This window comes from Saccharicrinis carchari (assembly GCF_900182605.1).
In the GTDB taxonomy this organism is placed as follows: Bacteria; Bacteroidota; Bacteroidia; order Bacteroidales; family Marinilabiliaceae; genus Saccharicrinis; species Saccharicrinis carchari.
This window is the reverse complement of the sequence record NZ_FXTB01000001.1, coordinates 816156-835655: the sequence shown is the minus strand read 5'-3', so window position 1 is coordinate 835655 and position 19500 is coordinate 816156. Positions and strand designations below refer to the sequence as shown.

General features: G+C 40.5%; 13 protein-coding genes and 3 tRNA genes. 9 read left to right on the top strand and 7 right to left on the bottom strand.

Annotation, left to right across the window (positions count from 1 at the left end; translation table 11 throughout):
* Positions 1 to 194: 194 nt before the first annotated feature.
* The 8 genes from FN809_RS03000 (at position 195) to FN809_RS02965 (ending at position 10912) form a co-directional block, all read left to right on the top strand.
* The gene (locus FN809_RS03000; RefSeq protein WP_142531974.1) at positions 195 to 1265 is read left to right on the top strand and encodes a uroporphyrinogen decarboxylase family protein; all 1071 of its coding nucleotides are present in this window, start codon (positions 195 to 197) and stop codon (positions 1263 to 1265) included.
* 195 nt (positions 1266 to 1460) lie between these two features.
* Positions 1461 to 2939: a phytoene desaturase family protein gene (locus FN809_RS02995; protein ID WP_142531973.1), complete on the top strand. Its 1479-nt coding sequence runs from the start codon at positions 1461 to 1463 to the stop codon at positions 2937 to 2939.
* A gap of 24 nt (positions 2940 to 2963) precedes the next feature.
* Positions 2964 to 3920 carry a phytoene/squalene synthase family protein gene (locus FN809_RS02990; RefSeq protein WP_142531972.1) on the top strand — a complete coding sequence of 319 codons (957 nt, stop codon included), beginning with the start codon at positions 2964 to 2966 and terminating at the stop codon, positions 3918 to 3920.
* 11 nt (positions 3921 to 3931) lie between these two features.
* The gene (locus FN809_RS02985) at positions 3932 to 4408 is read left to right on the top strand and encodes a sterol desaturase family protein (RefSeq protein WP_142531971.1); all 477 of its coding nucleotides are present in this window, start codon (positions 3932 to 3934) and stop codon (positions 4406 to 4408) included.
* A gap of 339 nt (positions 4409 to 4747) precedes the next feature.
* Entirely contained in the window at positions 4748 to 5749 is a 1002-nt protein-coding gene (locus FN809_RS02980; protein ID WP_142531970.1) for a glutamate ligase, read from the top strand.
* 30 nt (positions 5750 to 5779) lie between these two features.
* A complete protein-coding gene (locus tag FN809_RS02975) occupies positions 5780 to 7159 on the top strand; it encodes a glutamate--cysteine ligase (protein ID WP_185957413.1) in 1380 nt (459 codons plus the stop codon).
* Positions 7160 to 7406: 247 nt separating this feature from the next.
* Positions 7407 to 9122: an ABC transporter ATP-binding protein gene (locus FN809_RS02970; RefSeq protein ID WP_246095415.1), complete on the top strand. Its 1716-nt coding sequence runs from the start codon at positions 7407 to 7409 to the stop codon at positions 9120 to 9122.
* Positions 9123 to 9124: 2 nt separating this feature from the next.
* Complete coding sequence (locus FN809_RS02965) at positions 9125 to 10912, top strand: ABC transporter ATP-binding protein (protein ID WP_246095413.1); 1788 nt, start codon at positions 9125 to 9127, stop codon at positions 10910 to 10912.
* A gap of 36 nt (positions 10913 to 10948) precedes the next feature.
* On the opposite strand, the gene FN809_RS02960 is transcribed toward FN809_RS02965, so the two are convergent.
* The 4 genes from FN809_RS02960 to FN809_RS02945 all read right to left on the bottom strand — a co-directional run bounded on the left by FN809_RS02960 (position 10949) and on the right by FN809_RS02945 (position 12188).
* Positions 10949 to 11022, bottom strand: a tRNA-Asp gene (locus tag FN809_RS02960).
* A gap of 41 nt (positions 11023 to 11063) precedes the next feature.
* Positions 11064 to 11137 (bottom strand) — tRNA-Asp (locus tag FN809_RS02955).
* Positions 11138 to 11213: 76 nt separating this feature from the next.
* Positions 11214 to 11287 (bottom strand) — tRNA-Asp (locus tag FN809_RS02950).
* 268 nt (positions 11288 to 11555) lie between these two features.
* Positions 11556 to 12188 (bottom strand): hypothetical protein, encoded by a 633-nt coding sequence (locus FN809_RS02945; RefSeq protein WP_142531967.1) that lies wholly within the window; start codon positions 12186 to 12188, stop codon positions 11556 to 11558.
* A 183-nt stretch (positions 12189 to 12371) separates the two neighbouring features.
* Between FN809_RS02945 and FN809_RS02940 the strand changes: the two genes are divergently transcribed.
* Positions 12372 to 13571, top strand: a complete 1200-nt coding sequence (locus FN809_RS02940; protein WP_142531966.1) for a dicarboxylate/amino acid:cation symporter — start codon at positions 12372 to 12374, stop codon at positions 13569 to 13571.
* 109 nt (positions 13572 to 13680) lie between these two features.
* Here FN809_RS02940 and FN809_RS02935 read toward each other — a convergent pair whose 3' ends face one another.
* The 3 genes from FN809_RS02935 to FN809_RS02925 form a co-directional block, all read right to left on the bottom strand.
* Positions 13681 to 15489: a hypothetical protein gene (locus FN809_RS02935; RefSeq protein ID WP_142531965.1), complete on the bottom strand. Its 1809-nt coding sequence runs from the start codon at positions 15487 to 15489 to the stop codon at positions 13681 to 13683.
* A 178-nt stretch (positions 15490 to 15667) separates the two neighbouring features.
* Positions 15668 to 15961: a PG0541 family transporter-associated protein gene (locus FN809_RS02930; protein ID WP_142531964.1), complete on the bottom strand. Its 294-nt coding sequence runs from the start codon at positions 15959 to 15961 to the stop codon at positions 15668 to 15670.
* A 345-nt stretch (positions 15962 to 16306) separates the two neighbouring features.
* Positions 16307 to 19423 carry an efflux RND transporter permease subunit gene (locus tag FN809_RS02925; protein WP_142531963.1) on the bottom strand — a complete coding sequence of 1039 codons (3117 nt, stop codon included), beginning with the start codon at positions 19421 to 19423 and terminating at the stop codon, positions 16307 to 16309.
* Positions 19424 to 19500 lie beyond the last annotated feature (77 nt).

The window sequence follows — 19500 nt, the reverse complement described above, 5'->3', positions numbered from 1 at the left end:
CGCTCAACTGTACAAGTTAGAGCGCCTGCTCCGATTCGCCCGGAGAAGATTTATCCTTCCTGTTTAAACTCTGTTAACATTTGATTATGAGACAATCACCCGGTGTTAATTTGTTTTCTCTCAAAATCTTTATAAATTCGGAAGATTATTTTGTGAAAATTCACGAATATTAATTTAGCCTAAATACATCATTTATGAACCATAAAGAACGAGTGTTGAAAGCTCTAAGCAACGATGCTCCGGACAGGGTTCCATTTTACTATTGGGACGTGTTGGAGTTTGGGGAGAAAATGATGTCCTACCTTGGTTTTACCACACGCGATGAATTATTGGAATTTTTAGACGTAGATTTTAGATGGGTAGAACCAAAATATGTAGGACCTCAATTATTAAAGGAAGGTAACAAGAGTAAAAAGGACATTTGGGGAGTAGGGTATTCCCGCATTAAAAAAGGGGAATTTGGCTATTGGGAGGCAAGCCAGTTTCCCCTACAAGGAATAACAGATCCACTTGTATTGGAGGATTATCCATGGCCTACGAAAGATTTATTCGACTTTAATTCGTTAAACCAACAGCTCGAGCTTTATAAGGATTATGCCATCATTACAGCTCCGGGATATTCTTCACCCGGTTTGTTCAGGATAGTGCAACGCTTATTGGGTCGCGATCATTTTTTGGATGTGATGATGTCGCATCCCGTTTTTTTCAGAACCATATGCGATAAGGTCATTGCGTTTTACACTGCTTTCATCGATGATTTTTTTGAAGTGGCGGCCGGCAGAGTGGACTTTGTACGTGTAGCCGATGACTTTGGTTCGCAAACGGGGCTTACCATTGGCGAAGATCAGTGGGAAGAGTATATCCTGCCATCGATAAAAGCTTTTACCAGTAAACCATTAGAAACAGGAGCACATTTTTATATGCACAGTTGCGGTGGAGTCCGAAAGTTATTACCCCACTTTATCAGTGCAGGTGCCGAAGTACTGGACCCGCTGCAAACAAGAGCTTATGGGATGTCGCCCGAAGGTCTTAAAAAAGATTTTGGCAAGTTAATAACCTTTTGTGGTGGCATGGATGAGGAACGTTTACTCCGTAAGGGAAGTGTTCAACAAGTAAAAGACGGTGTTAAGGAATTATTTGATGTAATGGCACCAGGCGGTAGGTTTATTCTGGGGCCAAGCCATAAAATTAAAGTGGAAACACCCATTGAAAATGTTATTGCGATGTACCAGGCTGCCAAGGAATGGCATAACGAGAATGAATAATAATTAAGGATAAGATACCGCAGTATAAATTGATAAGACCCATTCTTTTTAAAGGATGGGTTTTTTTTGTGCCAAATTTATGTTGTGCAGTTTTTTCTCTAAATAGTTAAACAAAAATTTAGGTTTGTTGTTTAAGATTCAAAACAGTATATCAAATTACGGAGAGACGAATCTGCTGTAAAAAATACTAGCTTAATGAACAAACAAAAAAAAGTGGCGGTAATTGGAGCCGGATTTTCCGGACTCTCAGCAGCCAATTATCTAGCTAAGCAAGGTCATCAAGTAAGCCTATTCGAGAAGCACGACATGCCTGGCGGAAGAGCCAGGCTATACCGCCAAGCGGGCTTCTCCTTTGACATGGGTCCAACCTGGTATTGGATGCCGGATGTTTTTGAAAAATTTTTTGCCGATTTCGGCAAAAAAGTAGAGGATTACTATTCCTTGTCACGCCTGGATCCGGCATATCGTGTATATTTCGGTAAAGATGACTTTGTTGATATCCGAGCCGATTTGGAAAAGGTTTACGAGGTTTTTGAAAAAGAAGAAAAGGGAAGCGCGGAGTTTTTACAAAAATTTTTGGACGATGCTGCATTTAATTACCATGCGGCTATGGACAAGATTGTTTATGGTTCGGGTAAATCCCCCCTTGAACTGGTGAGTCCGGCAACAATTAAAAGAGCAGGGCAATTTTTGCAATCCATCAAAGGTAAGGTGAGAGCCGGTACAAAAAGTAAACGATTGGCACAAATACTGGAATTTCCGGTGTTATTTTTAGGTGCTAAGCCAGAGGATACACCGGCATTTTATTGTTTTATGAATTACGCTGATATGGTATTGGGAACCTGGTATCCCGAAGGTGGCATGTATAGTGTTGTTAAGGGTTTCCAGAAATTAGCATTACAACAAGGCGTAAGGTTTTATTACGGTCATTCGGTTGATAAGATTGAGGTTGCCAATGGTAAGGTGTGCGGGATACATGCCAACAATGATTATTTTGAGACAGATCTTGTTGTTTCAGGTGCCGATTATCATCATGCCGAAACCTTGTTGGAAAGCAGATATAGAAATTATTCAGAAAAATATTGGCAGAAAAGGGTTTTTGCACCATCTGCATTGATATTCTATATAGGCTTCGATAAAAAATTGGACAAGGTACAGCACCACAGCTTATTTTTCGACTCGCCTTTTGAAGCCCATGCCAAAAGCATTTACGATAGTAAAAAATGGCCCGAAAATCCACTTTTTTATGCCAGTTTTCCCAGCGTAACGGATAGTGAAGCTGCGCCGGAAGGTAAGGAATCAGGAATTTTTTTAATACCCATTGCAACAGGAATAGAGGATACCCCCGAGTTGAGGGAAAAATATTTTGACGAAATTATCCGTCGATTGGAAGAGATGACGGGTCAGTCTATTATTGATAGTATTGTGCTTAAAAAATCGTACTGTGTAAACGATTTTGTTGACGACTACAACGCCTATGGTGGAAATGCCTATGGCCTATCCAACATATTAAGGCAAACAGCTTTTTTAAAGCCTAAGCTGCAAAATAAAAAGTTGCCCAATATGTTTTACACAGGTCAGCTTACAGTGCCGGGGCCCGGGGTGCCGCCAACCATTATCTCGGGTAAGATAGTAGCCCGCTTAGCTTCGGAATACTTTGAGAAAGAAGCCTAGATTTTACTTTTAAAATTTGATTCGATGAATACTTCTACAAAAAAAACCACAGGCATTAAAAAACCATCTATAACCAGCGGTGGTAGTGTACATGCCCCTCCCTTACAAATTACCCATAAAGTAGAACAAGTGAAGGATAAGCAGGCCAAAATACAATTCGATAAAGTAAGTTATTCTTGTAGCCGTTTGGTTACCCAATCATACAGTACCTCCTTTAGTATAGGTGTGCGCTGTTTGAATCCATCCATTCGGCAAGCCATATACAGCATTTATGGTTTTGTACGTTTTGCCGACGAAATAGTGGATACTTTTCATGCCTATAATAAGCCGAAACTGTTAGACGACTTTGAACGCGATTATTACAGTGCCGTAGAGCAAGGTATCAGCTTAAACCCTATCCTTAACTCTTTTCAGCACACGGTACAAAAGTATAGTATAAGCGACCAATTGGTGCAGGCTTTTCTACGTAGTATGCGTGCCGATTTATATAAAAACAGATACAATGCCTCCGAGCTCAAACAATATATTTATGGGTCGGCCGATGTGGTTGGGTTGATGTGTTTAAAAGTATTCGTAAACGGTGATGAAATGCTGTATCAATCGCTTAAGGATAGTGCAGAGCGCTTGGGTTCGGCTTTTCAGAAAGTGAACTTCCTGCGCGATATAAAAGATGATAAGGAAGGACTGGGCAGAGTTTATTTTCCTCAGCTGTCCACGGAAAGACTGAATGAGGAGAATAAAGAAGTTATCCTGCAAGATATATATGGAGATTACCATGCCGCGCTAAAAGGAATAAAAAAACTTCCGGGGAATGCACGTCTTGGTGTTTATATTGCCTATACTTATTATTTAGGACTAACCCATAAAATAGCCAAAACAAAACCTAGGGAACTGCTAAAGAAAAGAGTTCGGATTTCAAACCCGTATAAACTACTGCTATTGGCAAAAGCTTTTATTTTATTTAAATTAGGATATTTATAAAAATCAACGAAATGAGTATATGGATTTATATTTTAATTGGGGTAATCACTTTCTTTTTAATGGAGGGGGTGGCATGGTTTACGCATAAATATGTAATGCACGGTTTCTTGTGGAATTTGCACCAGGACCATCATTTTCCGAAACATCATAAAAAAAATGGCTTTTTTGAGAAAAACGATTGGTTTTTTGTGATTTTTGCCGTCCCTGCAATGACTTTTTATATCTTGGGCAGCTTGTATGCCAACACACTGCTCTTAAGCATAGCCATAGGAATTACCCTCTATGGTCTGGCCTATTTTATTTTTCACGAAATAGTATTTCATCGCCGAATAAAATGGCTTAAAGGATGGAAACCTACCTACGTGCGCTCTATTATTTTGGCTCACTCCATGCATCATCAGCACCATAGCCCTGAAAATGGTGAGTGCTTTGGTCTGTTGATATTTCCATACAAATATTTTATTGCCGAACTAAATAAGAAAAGGTAGTGTAATAGCAATTGTTAAAGTAAATAATAAGTATTACTGTTAGCGCTCTTGTGATAAACTAAATTTACTATAAGCCTTGTAAAGTTCCAAAGCTGTGTATCTAAAAATTAGATGCCGGCTTTTTTGTTTTTCCAAACCGGTATTGTTAATCGTACAATATTCGTAATTTGCTTACCTATGGCAAAAATTTTAAAATTTACAATAGGAAGTTTAGGAGAATACTTTGCCAAAGCAGGAAACTATTCGGAGGCCAGTATGTTTCAATTATTCTGAGGCTACTAAACGGGTTATTATAAAAAGCCCTAAATAATCTTGTACCAATTAAGCAGTATGTAAAGTATGAAAGATAAAAAAAATATATTTACGCCTTTAAAAGGTTACGAAAACTTTGAAGTAACCACGCAAATGCTGATTGCAGAAATTTTACGCCGCGAGCTGCCGCTTGAAGTTATTGATGCCGACAATAATCTTATTGCTGTGGTTTTTGAGGGTAAGGAATATATTATTCATGAAGGAACTATTTCCGATGCCAATAGCCTGATTGCATATTGGATATCGAACGATAAGTGGATGACGCGTCAATTTCTTCAACGTAAAGGCGTTAGCTATGCAAAGGGCATATTATTAAAGCAAGGATATACAGCTAAGCAGCTGCAACAGGTTCGTTTTCCGGCTGTAGTAAAACCAGTGGATACCGATCATGGAATAGCGGTTAGCGTGGATATAAAAACGCGTGAGGATTTAATTTCGGCCGTGGATAGGGCTTTTAAATTTGCAGACAAGGTAATAGTGGAAGATTTTTTTAGAGGAAGAGAGTTCCGATTCCTTGTGATTGATTATCAGGTGCGTGCCATCGCTTATCGCGAACCGGCCAATGTAGTGGGGGATGGAAAGTTAAGTATAAATCAACTCATAGATGAAAAAAACAAAGGGCGAGGAGTAGATTATACGCATCCTTTGCTAAAAATAAATATAGACGAAGAGGTGCACAGACATTTAAAAGCATTGTCGCTTACGCCCGAAAGTATATTACCTAATGGAGAAAAAGTATATTTGCGCAGTAATTCTAATTTAAGCACAGGTGGCGATAGCATAGATGTAAGCGATGATATGCCCGAATTTTACAAAGAGGTGGCGGTGAAAGCAGCGCAATCGGCTGGCTTAAAAATAGCGGGTATCGACCTGATAATAAAAAATATGGAGGCGGTACCATCAGCCAAAAATTATATTGTAGTTGAACTTAATGCTCCTGCTATGCTGTCGATGCATAATTATCCGTACCTTGGGGAAAATAGGCATGTGGAAAAATATGTTCTGGACAGTATTTTGAATTCTAAGTAATTTTACTTAATTGCTATTAAATACCAAACGATGACTAAAAAAGAAAACCCATTGGAGATTCAGCATAAATCGCAATTGATCGATTATTTTGAGCAAGGAAACAAAGCGCCCGAAAATTGGGGTATCGGCACCGAACACGAAAAATTTTTGTATGATAGTAAGAGTTTTAAAAGATTATCTTATGATCAGAAGAACGGCATAAATACCATATTAAATCATATGCAACGGTATGGTTGGCAGCCGGTGGAGGAGAAGGGAAAAGTTATTGCCCTGCAAAATAGCGGTGCTTCCATTACATTAGAACCCGGGGGGCAATTTGAACTTTCGGGTGAGAATTTTAGAAGTGTGCACGAAACGTTTCAAGAGACCCGAAGACATTTTGAAGAATTGTATTTTATCTGTAACGAGTTGGATACATTTACCCTGCCCTTAGGTGTGGATCCTTTAACAGCACTGGAGGAGGTACCCTGGATGCCGAAAGAACGCTATGGATGGATGAAGAACTATATGCCCACCAAAGGAGATCTGGGCCTTCAAATGATGACCAATACAGCTTGTATTCAGGTTAACCTGGATTATGCCAGTGAGGCCGATATGGTGAAAAAAATGCGTGTGGCACAAGCGCTGCAGCCTGTAGTTACCGCCATTTTTGCCAATTCGCCGTTTGCAGCAGGTAAACCAAATGGTTTTTTGAGTCAGCGGGCACATATTTGGGACCGAACCGATCCGGATCGTTGTGGGTTTTTGCCCTTCATTTTCGACGATGGTTTTGGGTTTGAGCGATGGGTGGATTACCTCTTGGATGTTCCTATGTATTTTATCTATCGCGATGATAAATACCTATCTGCCAATGGATTAACCTTCGGACAGTTTTTAAAAGGAAAACATGTTTTACAACCAACAATGGAAGATTGGGAAACGCATGTATCTACTGTTTTTCCGGATGTGCGCCTTAAACAATTTATCGAAATGCGTGGAGCTGATGCCAGTTGTGTGCATCATATTGCTGCACTGTCTGCATTGTGGGTGGGTTTAGTTTACGATAAACAAAGCCTGGAGGAGGCACATCATCTGATATCGGGATGGAATTTGGAGGCTTTAAAAGAAGTGCGTTTACGCGTACCCAAAGAAGGCTTGAATGCTAAAAGTGGCGCTATACATATAGGTGAGGTAGCCAAACAGATTTATCAAATAGCCCTGGCGGGGTTGAACAGGCGATCGGAAAAAACCGGCATTGAAAATGAAAGTCGCTTTTTGGCGCCGGTTCGCCAGATAACGGACAGCGGCATTACCCAGGCCGAAAAATATTTACAGCGCTACAATAAAGATTGCAATAAAGATATATCAAAATTGGTGACAGCCTGGCTGGTGGATCAAACCCAAATTTATCCTTACAAGCATGAGGTGTAGTCTTTACATAGATAAGCACATAAAATAATTTTCCTGCTGAAATAATAAAATAGCAATTAACTTTAAATAGAATAGGAAACGAGTCTCCGAAGGGTTGGGGCAGCCTATGTGGGTGCCTTATCACCTAACTTGTTCGTTTAAGGAGAAAAGGATTTCTAATGTGACGGGTTGATCTGAGGATGCAAAAATAACTTATTGACAGATGAAATAAATAATGTTTTCGAAACTTAAATTTTTATTAAGATACATGCATAAATACCGCTGGTGGTACACCGGTGGGATATTTTTTCTGGTTTTAACCGTCTGGATATCGGTTACCATTCCCGGGTTTATTCAAAAAACTGTGGATCTTATTGCCGGTGGGCGGGCAGGAAATGAAGAGGATTTTACGCAAAACGTACTGATTATTGTAGGCTTAGCCGCGACCTTGATATTGGTACGCACCTTTTCAAGAATATTGATTTTTTTTCCGGCTCGCCTGATTGAGCGAAAACTTAAAGGCGAGATGTTTAATAAACTGGCTTCATTCGGAAAAGCGTATTACGATCAAAACTCTACAGGTACCATTATTTCGCGTGTAAACAATGATATAAACGGCGTACGTATGATAACCGGTTTTGGCATTCTGCAAGTCGGCAATATTCTACTTTCCCTGTCGATAACGCCCTATAAAATGTGGGAAATGTCGCCGGCACTCACCTTGTATTGTGTTGTTCCTATGGTGCTTATATTTATTGTAGTTCGTATTGGTATGCGCGTGATGGTGAAAAATACACGTCGTAAAATAAATACACTGCAAAATCTGTCCGGAAAAATTATTTCATTTCTAACAGGTAACAATGTTATCAAAAGCTATAATATATACGGTCATGCCGAGGAGAAGGTACATAAACAGAGCCTTTCGTATTATGATGCTACACTTAAGATATCGTGGATACGGTCGTTTATTATGCCTTTACTTTCTAACCTGGGGCAAATTTTAAAAATCATCATCTTCTTTGCCGGAGGTATGTATGTTATCAATGGTCAATTTACCATTGGCGAGCTAACGGAATATATTGCCTATGCTGCCCTCTTAAGTTATCCTGTAATGGGACTGGGCTGGGTGCTTACCGTTTTTCAACAAGGTTTTGTGGGCATTAGCAGCATACAAACTATCATGGAGAGAAAAGGGGTGGATGACGAAAGAGTGCCATTGCCAGCTGCCGAAAAAAATAAACTATTTGAAGAGGGCATACATATACAAAAGCTTAATTACACCTTCCATAATGGCGACAGACCTGTACTTAAAGATATTTCTTTTTCAATCCTACCCGGACAAGTAGTGGGCATAACGGGCAAGGTGGGTGCAGGTAAAACTACCCTGGTTAATTGTATAAATGCTTATTTACGCCCGGAAAAAGGACAGGTGTTTTTTGGTGAAAAAGATGCCGCAACCTTAAGAGCCGAGGATATTCGAACGGTTGTAAAAACAGTGAGCCAGGAGGTTTTTCTCTTCTCGGACACCATTGAAAACAACATTGGCTTTGCAACAGAAAAAGGTATCCGGGCCGATCGTTTTGAAGAGGTGATTTATAAAAGTGCTATGGCCGACGAGTTATCACGTTTTCCAAGGCACGGTAAAACAATGGTAGGGGAGAAGGGTATTATGCTATCCGGTGGGCAAAAACAACGTATCAGTTTGGCAAGGGCACTTTATACACCAGGTGAACTGCTGATTTTAGATGATGTGTTTTCAGCAGTGGATACCAATACCGAACGTTTTTTAATCCAACATATTTTAGGTAACCGTAGCGTTAAGAGTATTATCGTCATCTCCAATCGGATGAGCGTGTTAGAAAAAACCGATTTTAACATTGTGTTGGAAGAAGGACGGATGGTGGCAAAGGGCAATCACCACGATTTATTGAAACAGCCCGGTTTTTACCGCGACATATTAACCCTGCAACAAACAAAACAGTAAAAATGCAAATGTTAAAAAGGGCAAGTAAGTTTTTTAATAGTCACGACTGGGAGCTCTTCCGGGAGTTTGCCGTTTATTTTAAACCGCATAAAAAATGGTTTTTTTTAAGTGTTGCCTCCATTCCTATTACAACTGCTGCGGGCATACTTTTTCTTTGGTTGGTTCAAAATATAGTTGACAATTATATTGTACCGGGTAATGTGGATGGTTTAATTATGCAAACCACCTTGTTGGCTTTAGCTTTGCTGGCAAACATACTTTTTGATGGGTTTTACAGTTATTCCTTTTCAAAAGCCGGTGGCTTGGCCATTGTCGATCTCCGTAAGAAATTATTCGGTAAATCATTACGTTTCCCGTTAAGCTACTTCGATAAAAAACCTATTGGTGTAACATTGTCGCGCCTGACCAGTGATATGGAGTCAATCTCGGAGTCTTTTGCTGCCGGTATTCTGGGTCTACTGGCCGACAGCATTAAAACGCTAACCTTAGTGGCCTATCTTTTTCACTTGAATTGGCGACTTACACTTGTTTTGCTATTGGTTGTTCCCTTAATTATAATAGCGATAAAATACTTGCGCAAAAAAATAAGGAAGGCCTACAATACATCGCGCAGCAGTCTGGGTAAGTCGGCAGCTTATCTTCAGGAAGCACTCAACGGTATGAAAACGGTACAGTTGTATTCGGCAGAGGAAAAAGTATTCAATAAGTTTGATGCCTTAAACAAGGAGTTTTGCGATGCGCAGAACAAATCGAATGTCTACGATTCCTTTCTCTATTCTATTGTGGAAGGAATAACTTCTGTTGCCACCGCATTGGTTATTTGGTATGGCGCTATCCAAATATGGGATTACGGTTATACCATAGGTGTACTCATTGTTTTTATTACCACCCTGGAACGACTTTTTATACCCGTAAAGCAGTTTGCACAGCAGATATCTACAATTCAGCGGGCTATGTCGGCCTTGGAACACATCAGTGAGCTGTTTGAGCAAAAGGTGGAAGATCCCACCACCCACGCAGGTGGCGATATGCCGAAGCCTTTGGCTTTGCATGATATTGAGTTCAATAATGTTTATTTCCGTTATACAGAAGATTCTCCCGACGTGTTAAAAAACGTGAGCTTTAAGTTGCATAAAGGCGAAAGGATGGCCTTGGTTGGTACAACAGGATCCGGTAAATCAACTATCATCAGGTTGCTGGCAAAAACGTACACCGGATATCGCGGTAGTATAAAAATTAATGGAACCGAACTGGCAGATATACCCATAGCCCGCATCCGCGAAACCATTTCGATTATGCAACAGGACATTTATATGTTCAACGATACGGTTGGTTTTAACATAGGCCTGGGTCGTCAATCTATATCAAAAGCCGATGTGGAGCAGGCAGCCTCCTTTGTTTTTGCCAATCATTTTATCGAACAACTGCCCGGTAAGTATGAGTTTGTAATTCAGGATAACGGCGATAATTTATCTAAAGGACAAGCGCAATTGATTGCTTTTGCCCGGGCCATTGTGGGTAATAGAGAGTTGATTATTCTGGATGAAGCAACCAGTGCGGTAGATTCCATAACAGAGCAATATATACAAAAAGCCATTGCCAATATTTTTGCAAGCAAAACCGTTATTGCCGTGGCGCATCGTCTTAGCACCATAAAAAATTCAGATATGATTTTGGTTTTGGAAGAAGGTCAAATTATTGAAAGAGGTAAGCATGGGCAGTTGCTGGAAAAAGGTGGAAAATATGCCGGGCTCCTTCATCGTTTAGAAGAGGAAAGTAAATCTGTATAAAACAAGAAAGGGAAGCATATGCTTCCCTTTTTAATGCGGTCTGGACGGGACTCGAACCCGCGACCTCCGGCGTGACAGGCCGGCATTCTAACCAGCTGAACTACCAGACCAACATTTGCTTGTAACGGTATTTTATTGCTTTTTAACAGTGCGGTCTGGACGGGACTCGAACCCGCGACCTCCGGCGTGACAGGCCGGCATTCTAACCAGCTGAACTACCAGACCAGTTAAAAAACAATTCTAAATACATTCTCCGAGTGAAAAACAAAGCACGTTAAGCTTTATTTTTACTTTCAGTTTGCGGTCTGGACGGGACTCGAACCCGCGACCTCCGGCGTGACAGGCCGGCATTCTAACCAGCTGAACTACCAGACCAAATGGTATCATTTTTCTGAAAGCGATGCAAAGATAGAGTTTCTTTTCCTTTATGCAATAGTGCATCTGTGTTTTTGCTAAATTAATTGACGATAGATCGATCTGTAGGTCAATACTGGCCTGCCTAATAGTATGTTAGGTCTTTTAAGTTTATGTTGTTTTTTTTACTTTTTAGATAAGGCGGAAAGGCATGTTTTTTAGGGTTCTAATTAGGATGTTGAGAATCAGTCTTTTGCGTTTTTGTAGTTGCTCAATTTAGTTGAACAGCTTATCTGGTTTTCTCTAAAACCTTAGCACATGAACCATCGGGCTGCTCTTCGAAGCCTATTTTTTTTAGATATTTTAAATGGTTTTTACTGCCTGCATCGGCTAATACCATGGTAATGCCATGTTCGGAAAAATATTTACGTAAGCGCGAATAAATGTAGCGGCCATTTTTAAAGTCGCGATATTTTGGGCCTACATAATCGAGCCGCACACGTAAAACATTATCCGCTTGGCGATGCGCTAAAAATAAGCCTGCTACCTGCATATCGCGTAACACAAAAAAACTCAAATCATTCCATTCGGGGTTGTAGGTAAATCCCGGAAAAAATCGTTGTATTTCTCTTTCATTAAATTGCAAATAGCGGGCTAAGTAATTATCGTTTGGCCGCACCTCCAGGATTTCAAATGCCTCTTTAGTTTTAAATATTTGAATGAGAAAATACAAATCCACAAAAGCAATAAAAAGATTCATAAAACCCACTGGTAAAGCCCCAATTAAGAAACCATACAAGGAAAATATTAAGGCACCAATAAGGTTTAAAATCCGAAATTTTACGATGGAACTCATGGTTATGGATATGGCAATCATCAGTGAAGCTGCATATCCAATCCATTCTAAAATATCTATATCCATGTGTGATAATATATGTAAAGTTGGTTTCCTTTTAGCATTACAAAGTTAATTTCTTTAGTTTTTCAACCTATTAAAACAGATGAAAAGAAATGGTATTAGGCATTCATTGGTAAATCCATTCTCTTTATATTAGCCAACTCTTAAAAAAATACAAGAGGCATATAATCATAAGAAAACATTAGTATGAAGCGTTTATTCTCCCACTTATTGTTTAAAGTTTTTTTGGCCATTGTTTTTGGAATTGTTTTTGGCCTTTACTTGCCTGAGCCTGTCAATAGAGTTTTGGCTACTTTTAACGCTTTCTTTAGTCAGTTTTTAAATTTTTCAATTCCTTTGATTATCATGGGGCTGATTATGCCAGCCATATCGGACTTGGGAAAAGGTGCCGGAAAAATGTTGATTCTAACTGCTGCTATCGCATACGGTTCTACGCTTTTTTCCGGTTTTATGACCTACTTTACTACCTTGGATGTTTTTCCTTCGCTTTTGGGGTCTTATGTAAATAAAACGACTCAAATAGCTGAGACAGCAAGGGAATTGTCGCCCTATTTTATTATTACCATTCCGGTAGTTTTAGATGTGATGACAGCGTTGGTGTTGGCATTTGTAATCGGCTTAGGATTGGCATATCAGGAGGAGTCTGCATTGAAATTAATGGTGAAAGATTTTCAGATAATTATAATGCAGTTGATTGAGAAAATTATTGTACCTCTTTTACCCTTATTTATTTTAGGAATATTTGCCAATATGGCTTATAGCGGAAAAGTCTACTCAATCCTTTCTGTATTTATAAATATCATAGGTGTTATTTTTGTGTTGCACATTTTACTATTGGTATTGCAATATATAATTACAGGTATACTTACTAAAAAGAATCCTTTGCGCCTCTTAGTTACCATGATGCCGGCTTACTTTACTGCCCTGGGCACCCAGTCTTCCGCGGCTACCATACCGGTTACATTAGCACAAACACTTAAAAATGGTGTTTCAGAAAAAATTGCAGGTTTTGTAATTCCGTTGTGCGCAACTATTCACCTGTCGGGGAGTATCATGAAAATTACGGCATGTACAATAGCATTAATGATTTTAGAAGGCATGCCTTTTGATTTTCTGCTTATTGCAGGATTTATTTTTATGTTAGGGATAGCGATGGTTGCTGCCCCCGGAGTACCGGGTGGTGCCATTATGGCTGCCATAGGTGTTATGCAATCCATGCTGGGCTTTAATGAAGAAATGATTGGTTTAATGATCGCACTTTATATTGCTATGGATAGTTTTGGGACTGCGTGCAATGTTACAGGAGATGGTGCTATAGCGCTTGTAGTTAATAAATTAACGAATTCGTGGGGTAAGCCAATAAAGCCAAACAGGGAGGTAAAATAGGGAGTTTTATAAAGAGTAGTAATACTTGTTTTCTTTTTATTGAACACAAAAAAAACAGACTCCAAAAATTGAAGTCTGCCTCTGCTATTATCGCACTTACTTTGTACAGCTATTTTGCTGCCTGTGGAACAAACATAACGGCCAGTTCCTTTTTATAAAACGAAAGGTCTTCTAACACTTTATCGCGCATGTTTTCTAAAAGTTCATCACCTTTCGAGAACATCTCTTTGTAATAGGCGATACCATCCTGCATGTTTGTTTTAAAGGTATTGAAATATTTTATTTGTGGAGCCGTAAACTCATCCTTGCATTCCTCAATTTTATTTTGGAGGTAATCCATGTAAATTTTAATTTCCTTAATAAACAAGTTCGGACGATCGGTATTAAAAAGTTTGTTTGATTTACCGTAGATGTGATCAATCATCTCTTTTAAGGAACTTATTTTATTGAAATAGGCCAGGTTAGGTCCCGGACAAACTACTACGCCGTGCTTGCCCTTGGGCAGCTCCAGCTTGTGGTAATCCATAACCGTGTTGCCCAGCCCAACACAAAGACAGGCTTTCTCTACCACTTTGCTTATTTTTTCTTTAAGCTCCGCCGCATTGGCGATGGTTTCCTTTAGCTGAGCTATTTTTAATTTTTGGTATTGAACGGATGCCGTACAGATAGTTTTATCCGTGAACTCAGTGTTAAATTGCAGGAACTTTTTTAAACAGGCGGCTCCCGGTTTTCCGGCATCAATTCTTTTCTGCTTTTCAATGTCGGCCCAATTGCCCCGTACCGAGTTAAAAGGAACACCTAAAGGAGATACGTCGCTCAGATAAAAATCTTCTTCTTTGGCATCACGGAGCAAGTTTTGGGTAAAGGAGTCAACAGTTACCGCTTCAGGTACCAACAAAAATGGAGAGCCCCAGCCCACCGATTCCAGTCCGTAATGCTGTAGTAACATTTGGTGTTCGTGTGTATCACCCACACCACCTTGAACGGTATAAATTATCTTGTGAGGTTTTTCTATGTCGATATCTTTTTGCGATTTTAATCCTTTGACATATTCGCTATGCAGCATGTTAACCAAGGTTTCCTTGTTGTCTTTAAATTCCTTTAAGATAGGCCCTAAAAGGTAACCATCGGAGGCAAAGGCATGCCCACCACAGTTTAAGCCCGACTCAATTCTGAACTCCGAAACCCAAAGTCCTTTCTTGGCCAAAAATCTACCTTGCACCATGGCTGATCGGTAGTCGCTTACCTTTAGTGTAATGCGCTTTCGCAACTGTCCGTTTTTATCAGGAAAAAAATCGTTAAAAGTAGCCATATGGCTATATAATCGCGGATTTAAACCGGCCGACAATACCACTGAAGAACTCAGTTCGCTGGTGGCAAAACCTTCAATAGCTGCGTGTGCATCGTTATACTCGATGGGCAATTGGGTATTCTTGTCGTAATTTACACCGTCGAGTTTGGTCATGATGTTTACATCAATTTCGCCCGGACGTATCATGCCTCTTAATTGTTCCTGCAAACTTTTTTTCTCATCGTCCTTGGCAGCTAACATTTGTGCGTAGGTGTTGGATAGGGGAGAGTTGGGCGGGAGTAGTTCAAAATATTTGCTTATCTCGCTGCCCTCTTCAAAGTTGGATTGCTTTAAATTTTCAAAATTACGTTGAACCAGTATTTGCAAAAGATTCAGGTAATTTTTAATGATAAGGGCTCTGTTTTTTCTATCGGAGGGATTGGTAGGGGTATATTCCAGACCGTTTTTTTCGCTGTGGATTTTAATTAGTTCCTCCATGATAAAATGATCGGTAATCGGAACGACCGAGCTAATGCCGTAATGAGCAATTTTTAAAGGCGATTCAATGGTAAAACCGGTACCCATTACCGGTACATGGAAAGTATGGGGTGTTTCAATAGTGTTCATTTGCAAAATATAATAGTAAAAGATGCAAAGTTAACTATTGTATGTGGTGAAGCCCACATAAAAGGTGAAATTATTGGTTCATAAATTACAAATATACTATTCGACCATATTGTTCCTTAATTATAAGTTCCAGGTGCAACTTTAAGTTGCACCTGGAACAAAGTAAAAGCATGCCGCCTTAAACGCTTTGTACAATATCCCAAACAAAAGCCCGCACGCCAACTTCTTCGTTGATGGCATCCAGTTTTTGAACGGTTTCCAACACGATATCCACTTTATCGTCTTCTACAATGGTGAGCATGGCCGAATTCATTTCGGGCCAGGTGTGCGTACCCATGTGAGGTTCACCGCCTCGAGAGCCTCGCCCTGCTACATCATTCCATTTTGTAAATCCTTTTATGCCAAGATGATCAAGCATAAATTCCACCTTTTCGGTGTGTGCCTGGTTGTATATAATTAGTATTGATTTCATGTTGAATGTTTTATGTTTTTGGGCTGATTGTACTTAACCATTTTTAATGGTCAGTTATTACTTGTTTAAATGAGATTTTTACCATGTTCCGACGCAAAGTTGCTGTCAATATATAATGAGAACTGTAGTGCGTCGGATTTCGATTGCGTAAAACACCCCGGGTTTTACCCGGGGTTATTTATATTTAACCCCTTTCGGGGTATATGTGCATTATTTGTTTATTTTACTTACCTGTTTTTGTCCGTACTTATTGCACAAAGTAATTTCAAATCGAACTTAACTAATGATTAACAAATGTTAAGAGTTTCCTGCCATCCGCCAATCGCCATCTGCGATCTGCCACTTTTAATTATCTATAAAATTAAGTTCAGATTCAATGCTTTTGTTTTTATTGCGTTCATGTCGACGGGTAAAAACACGATAAATAACCGGAACGATAATCATGGTGATTACGGTGGAGAATAGTAAACCTCCAATAACCGAAATACCCATGGGGCTCCAAATCTCGGAACCTTTTCCTGAACTGAGAGCCAAAGGAAGCATACCCAAAATAGTTGTAAGGGCAGTCATCAATACAGGTCGCAATCTGGATTTACCCGACATAACAATTGCCTCATCGAGTGGGTAGCCACGGTCGCGCATCAGGTTGATGTAGTCCACCAGCACAATAGCATTTTTAACCACGATACCTACCAACATTATGGCACCTAGAGCCGCAATTAAACTTAGGGTGGTGCCGGTAATGTATAGCGCCAATATAACCCCGGTAAACGCAAAGGGGATGGAGAACATGATGATAAATGGCATTTTGAGTGATTCAAATTGAGAGGCCATCACAATGTACACCAATAATAAGCTGAGTATTAACAGCATGCCTAAATCCATAAAGCCTTCCTGCTGATCTTCGTAGGCTCCACCTACTTCAATCAGCATTTCGCTTGGTACGTCTGTTTCGCTTATTATCTGTTGAATACGGCTGGCCATTTCGCCCAGCGATATTTTATAAGGGGTTACCGAAACGGTTACGATACGTTCGCGTCTTTTGCGTTCAATATTTGGTGGAGCCCAATATTCTTTTACATCTCCAATATCGGCCAGGTGAACGGTTTGGCCGTTAGCGGTTTTAAGGGCAATGTTTTCGATATCTGTAATGCTGTTTCTGAATTCCTCTGCAAAACGAATCAGAATGTCATACTCGTCGCCTTCTTCCCTGAATTTTGAGGCTACAAGTCCGGCCACCCGGTTGTGCATGGCTGTTGAAACCATAGCCGTGCTTAAACCTACCGAGGCCATTTTTTCGCGATCCAGTTCAACGCGCAGCTCCGGTTTTTCCTTTTCGCGGCTTATTTTTATGTCGCGGGCACCTTTGATACTTTCTATCTTTTTGGCAAATTCGTTGGCCAACAAGGTCGATTTTTGAATGTCGTAACCATAAATCTCCAAATCAACGGTGTTTCCGCCCATGGCGCTTCCGCCTCCGGTGGTTAAATTAAAGTCGGTAATTTCCGGAAATCCTGCTATGTCGTTGCGTATCTGCTCGGCAATATCCCATACCGATCTTTCCCTTTCTTCCACGTCCTTTAAACTTATGGTGTAGTTGATCAGGTTGGATCCGGTAGATTGGAACATGGCCATCATACTACTTTCCTCGTCGCTACCGGCAGAGGTAGATACTATCTTTACTTCCGGGTACGACTGTATTATGGCATCTATCTTACGGGCCAGCTCAACGGTTTTTTCTACCCGTGTTCCGGATTGCAGCTCAACGGACATCGTCAATCGTCCTTCATCTGTTTCGGGCATAAATTCGGTGCCCAGCTTAGCGCCCAGGAACAAAGTACCTACAAATAGTACCAGAGCCACCCCGGTAACCAATGATTTGTGTTGAAGGCTCCATCCCAGCACATTCCCATACCAGTTATCCAAACGCTTAAAAAGAGGAAGCATCACCGCATCAAAACTGAAGCGTTTAGGTTTAGTTTCTTTTTTCTTCAGCCTGAGCAACTGGGCGCTCAACATGGGGGTAAGGGTAATGGCTGCCAGGGTGGAGGTAACCACGGTTATGGTAACTATCCAGCCCAATTCGCGAAACAGCACACCGGTCATCCCGCTAATCAAAGTCATAGGGAAAAACACAGCCACAACGGTCAATGTAGTTACAATTACCGCCAACCAAACCTCGTTGGTAGCATAAATGGCCGCTTCGCGCGGACTGGCACCACGATCGATATGCTTGGATATGTTTTCGAGCACCACAATGGCATCGTCCACCACCATACCAATGGCTATGGATAGTGCCGAGAGGGATATAATATTGATGGAGCTGCCGGTGACATATAAATAAATAAAGGATACCACCAGTGATATAGGGATGGTGAGCACAATAATAAAGGTGGCGCGCCAACGTCCTAAAAACAGTAATACCACCAGCGTAACAAAAATGAGGGCATACATCAGGGTGTTGGTAAGGTTACTGATAGATCCTTGAATAAATTCGCTGGTATCAAAAATAGTTTCGATATGCAGGTCCGAAGGCAGGGTTTTTCGCAGCTCTTCCATTTTTTGGTTTACCTCGCGTGCAATTTTTACTGTATTGGCACCCGATTGTTTCATCACCATCATGCGCACCCCGCGTTTGCCGTTGATACGTTCGTCCAGGGTCATCTCTTTTGGGCCATCAATTACGGTGGCCACATCTTTAAGGTAAATGGCTTGTCCATTAAAATTGCCCAGCACCACATTTTTAACGTGTTCGCTGTTCTCAAATTCACCCTCTACACGCAAGGGATAATTTAACTGACCCATTTTAATATTTCCGGTAGGCATATTTAAATTTTCGGCCCGTAGGATATTGCCAATCTGCTCAATGGTCATATCATAGGCCTCGAGTCTGCGGGGGTTTACCTCAATGCGTATTTGGCGCGTGGGTGTGCCCATCAGCATAACTGAGCCAATACCTTCAATCCTGTTGAGGGGGTTGATTACTCTTTTGTCTAAAATTTTGGCAAGTCCCTCATAATTTTCATCTGCGGTGATGGAATACATTTGAATGGGAATCATGCTGGAGCTAAACTTGAAGATCGTTGATTTATCCGCTTCTTCGGGCAAGTTATCTTCTAATAAGCCCATGGCATCGCGGATGTCGTTGGCTGCCTCGGCCAAATCGGTTTCGTACTCAAACTCAAGCGAAACCACCGAGATATTATCGCGCGAAACGGACGTAATGGTTTTTACGTTGTCGATGGTGTTCAACGCGTCCTCAATGGGTTTTGATATGTTGGTTTCGATGTCGGCGGCATTGGCTCCCGAATAAGTGGTGAGAACCGTTATTGCCGGGAACTCAATATCAGGATAAATATCCACCGGTAATTTTACCAGTGAATAAGCACCAAATACCAGGATGGCAACAAATACCATTATGGTGGTTATCGGTTTTTTTACCGCACTTCCATATATGCTCATAATATTATGTTTTAGTGGGGGGTGATGTTAATGTATTTGAAGAGTTAAAAGGTGTTTTAAATGAAAACGATTGAACC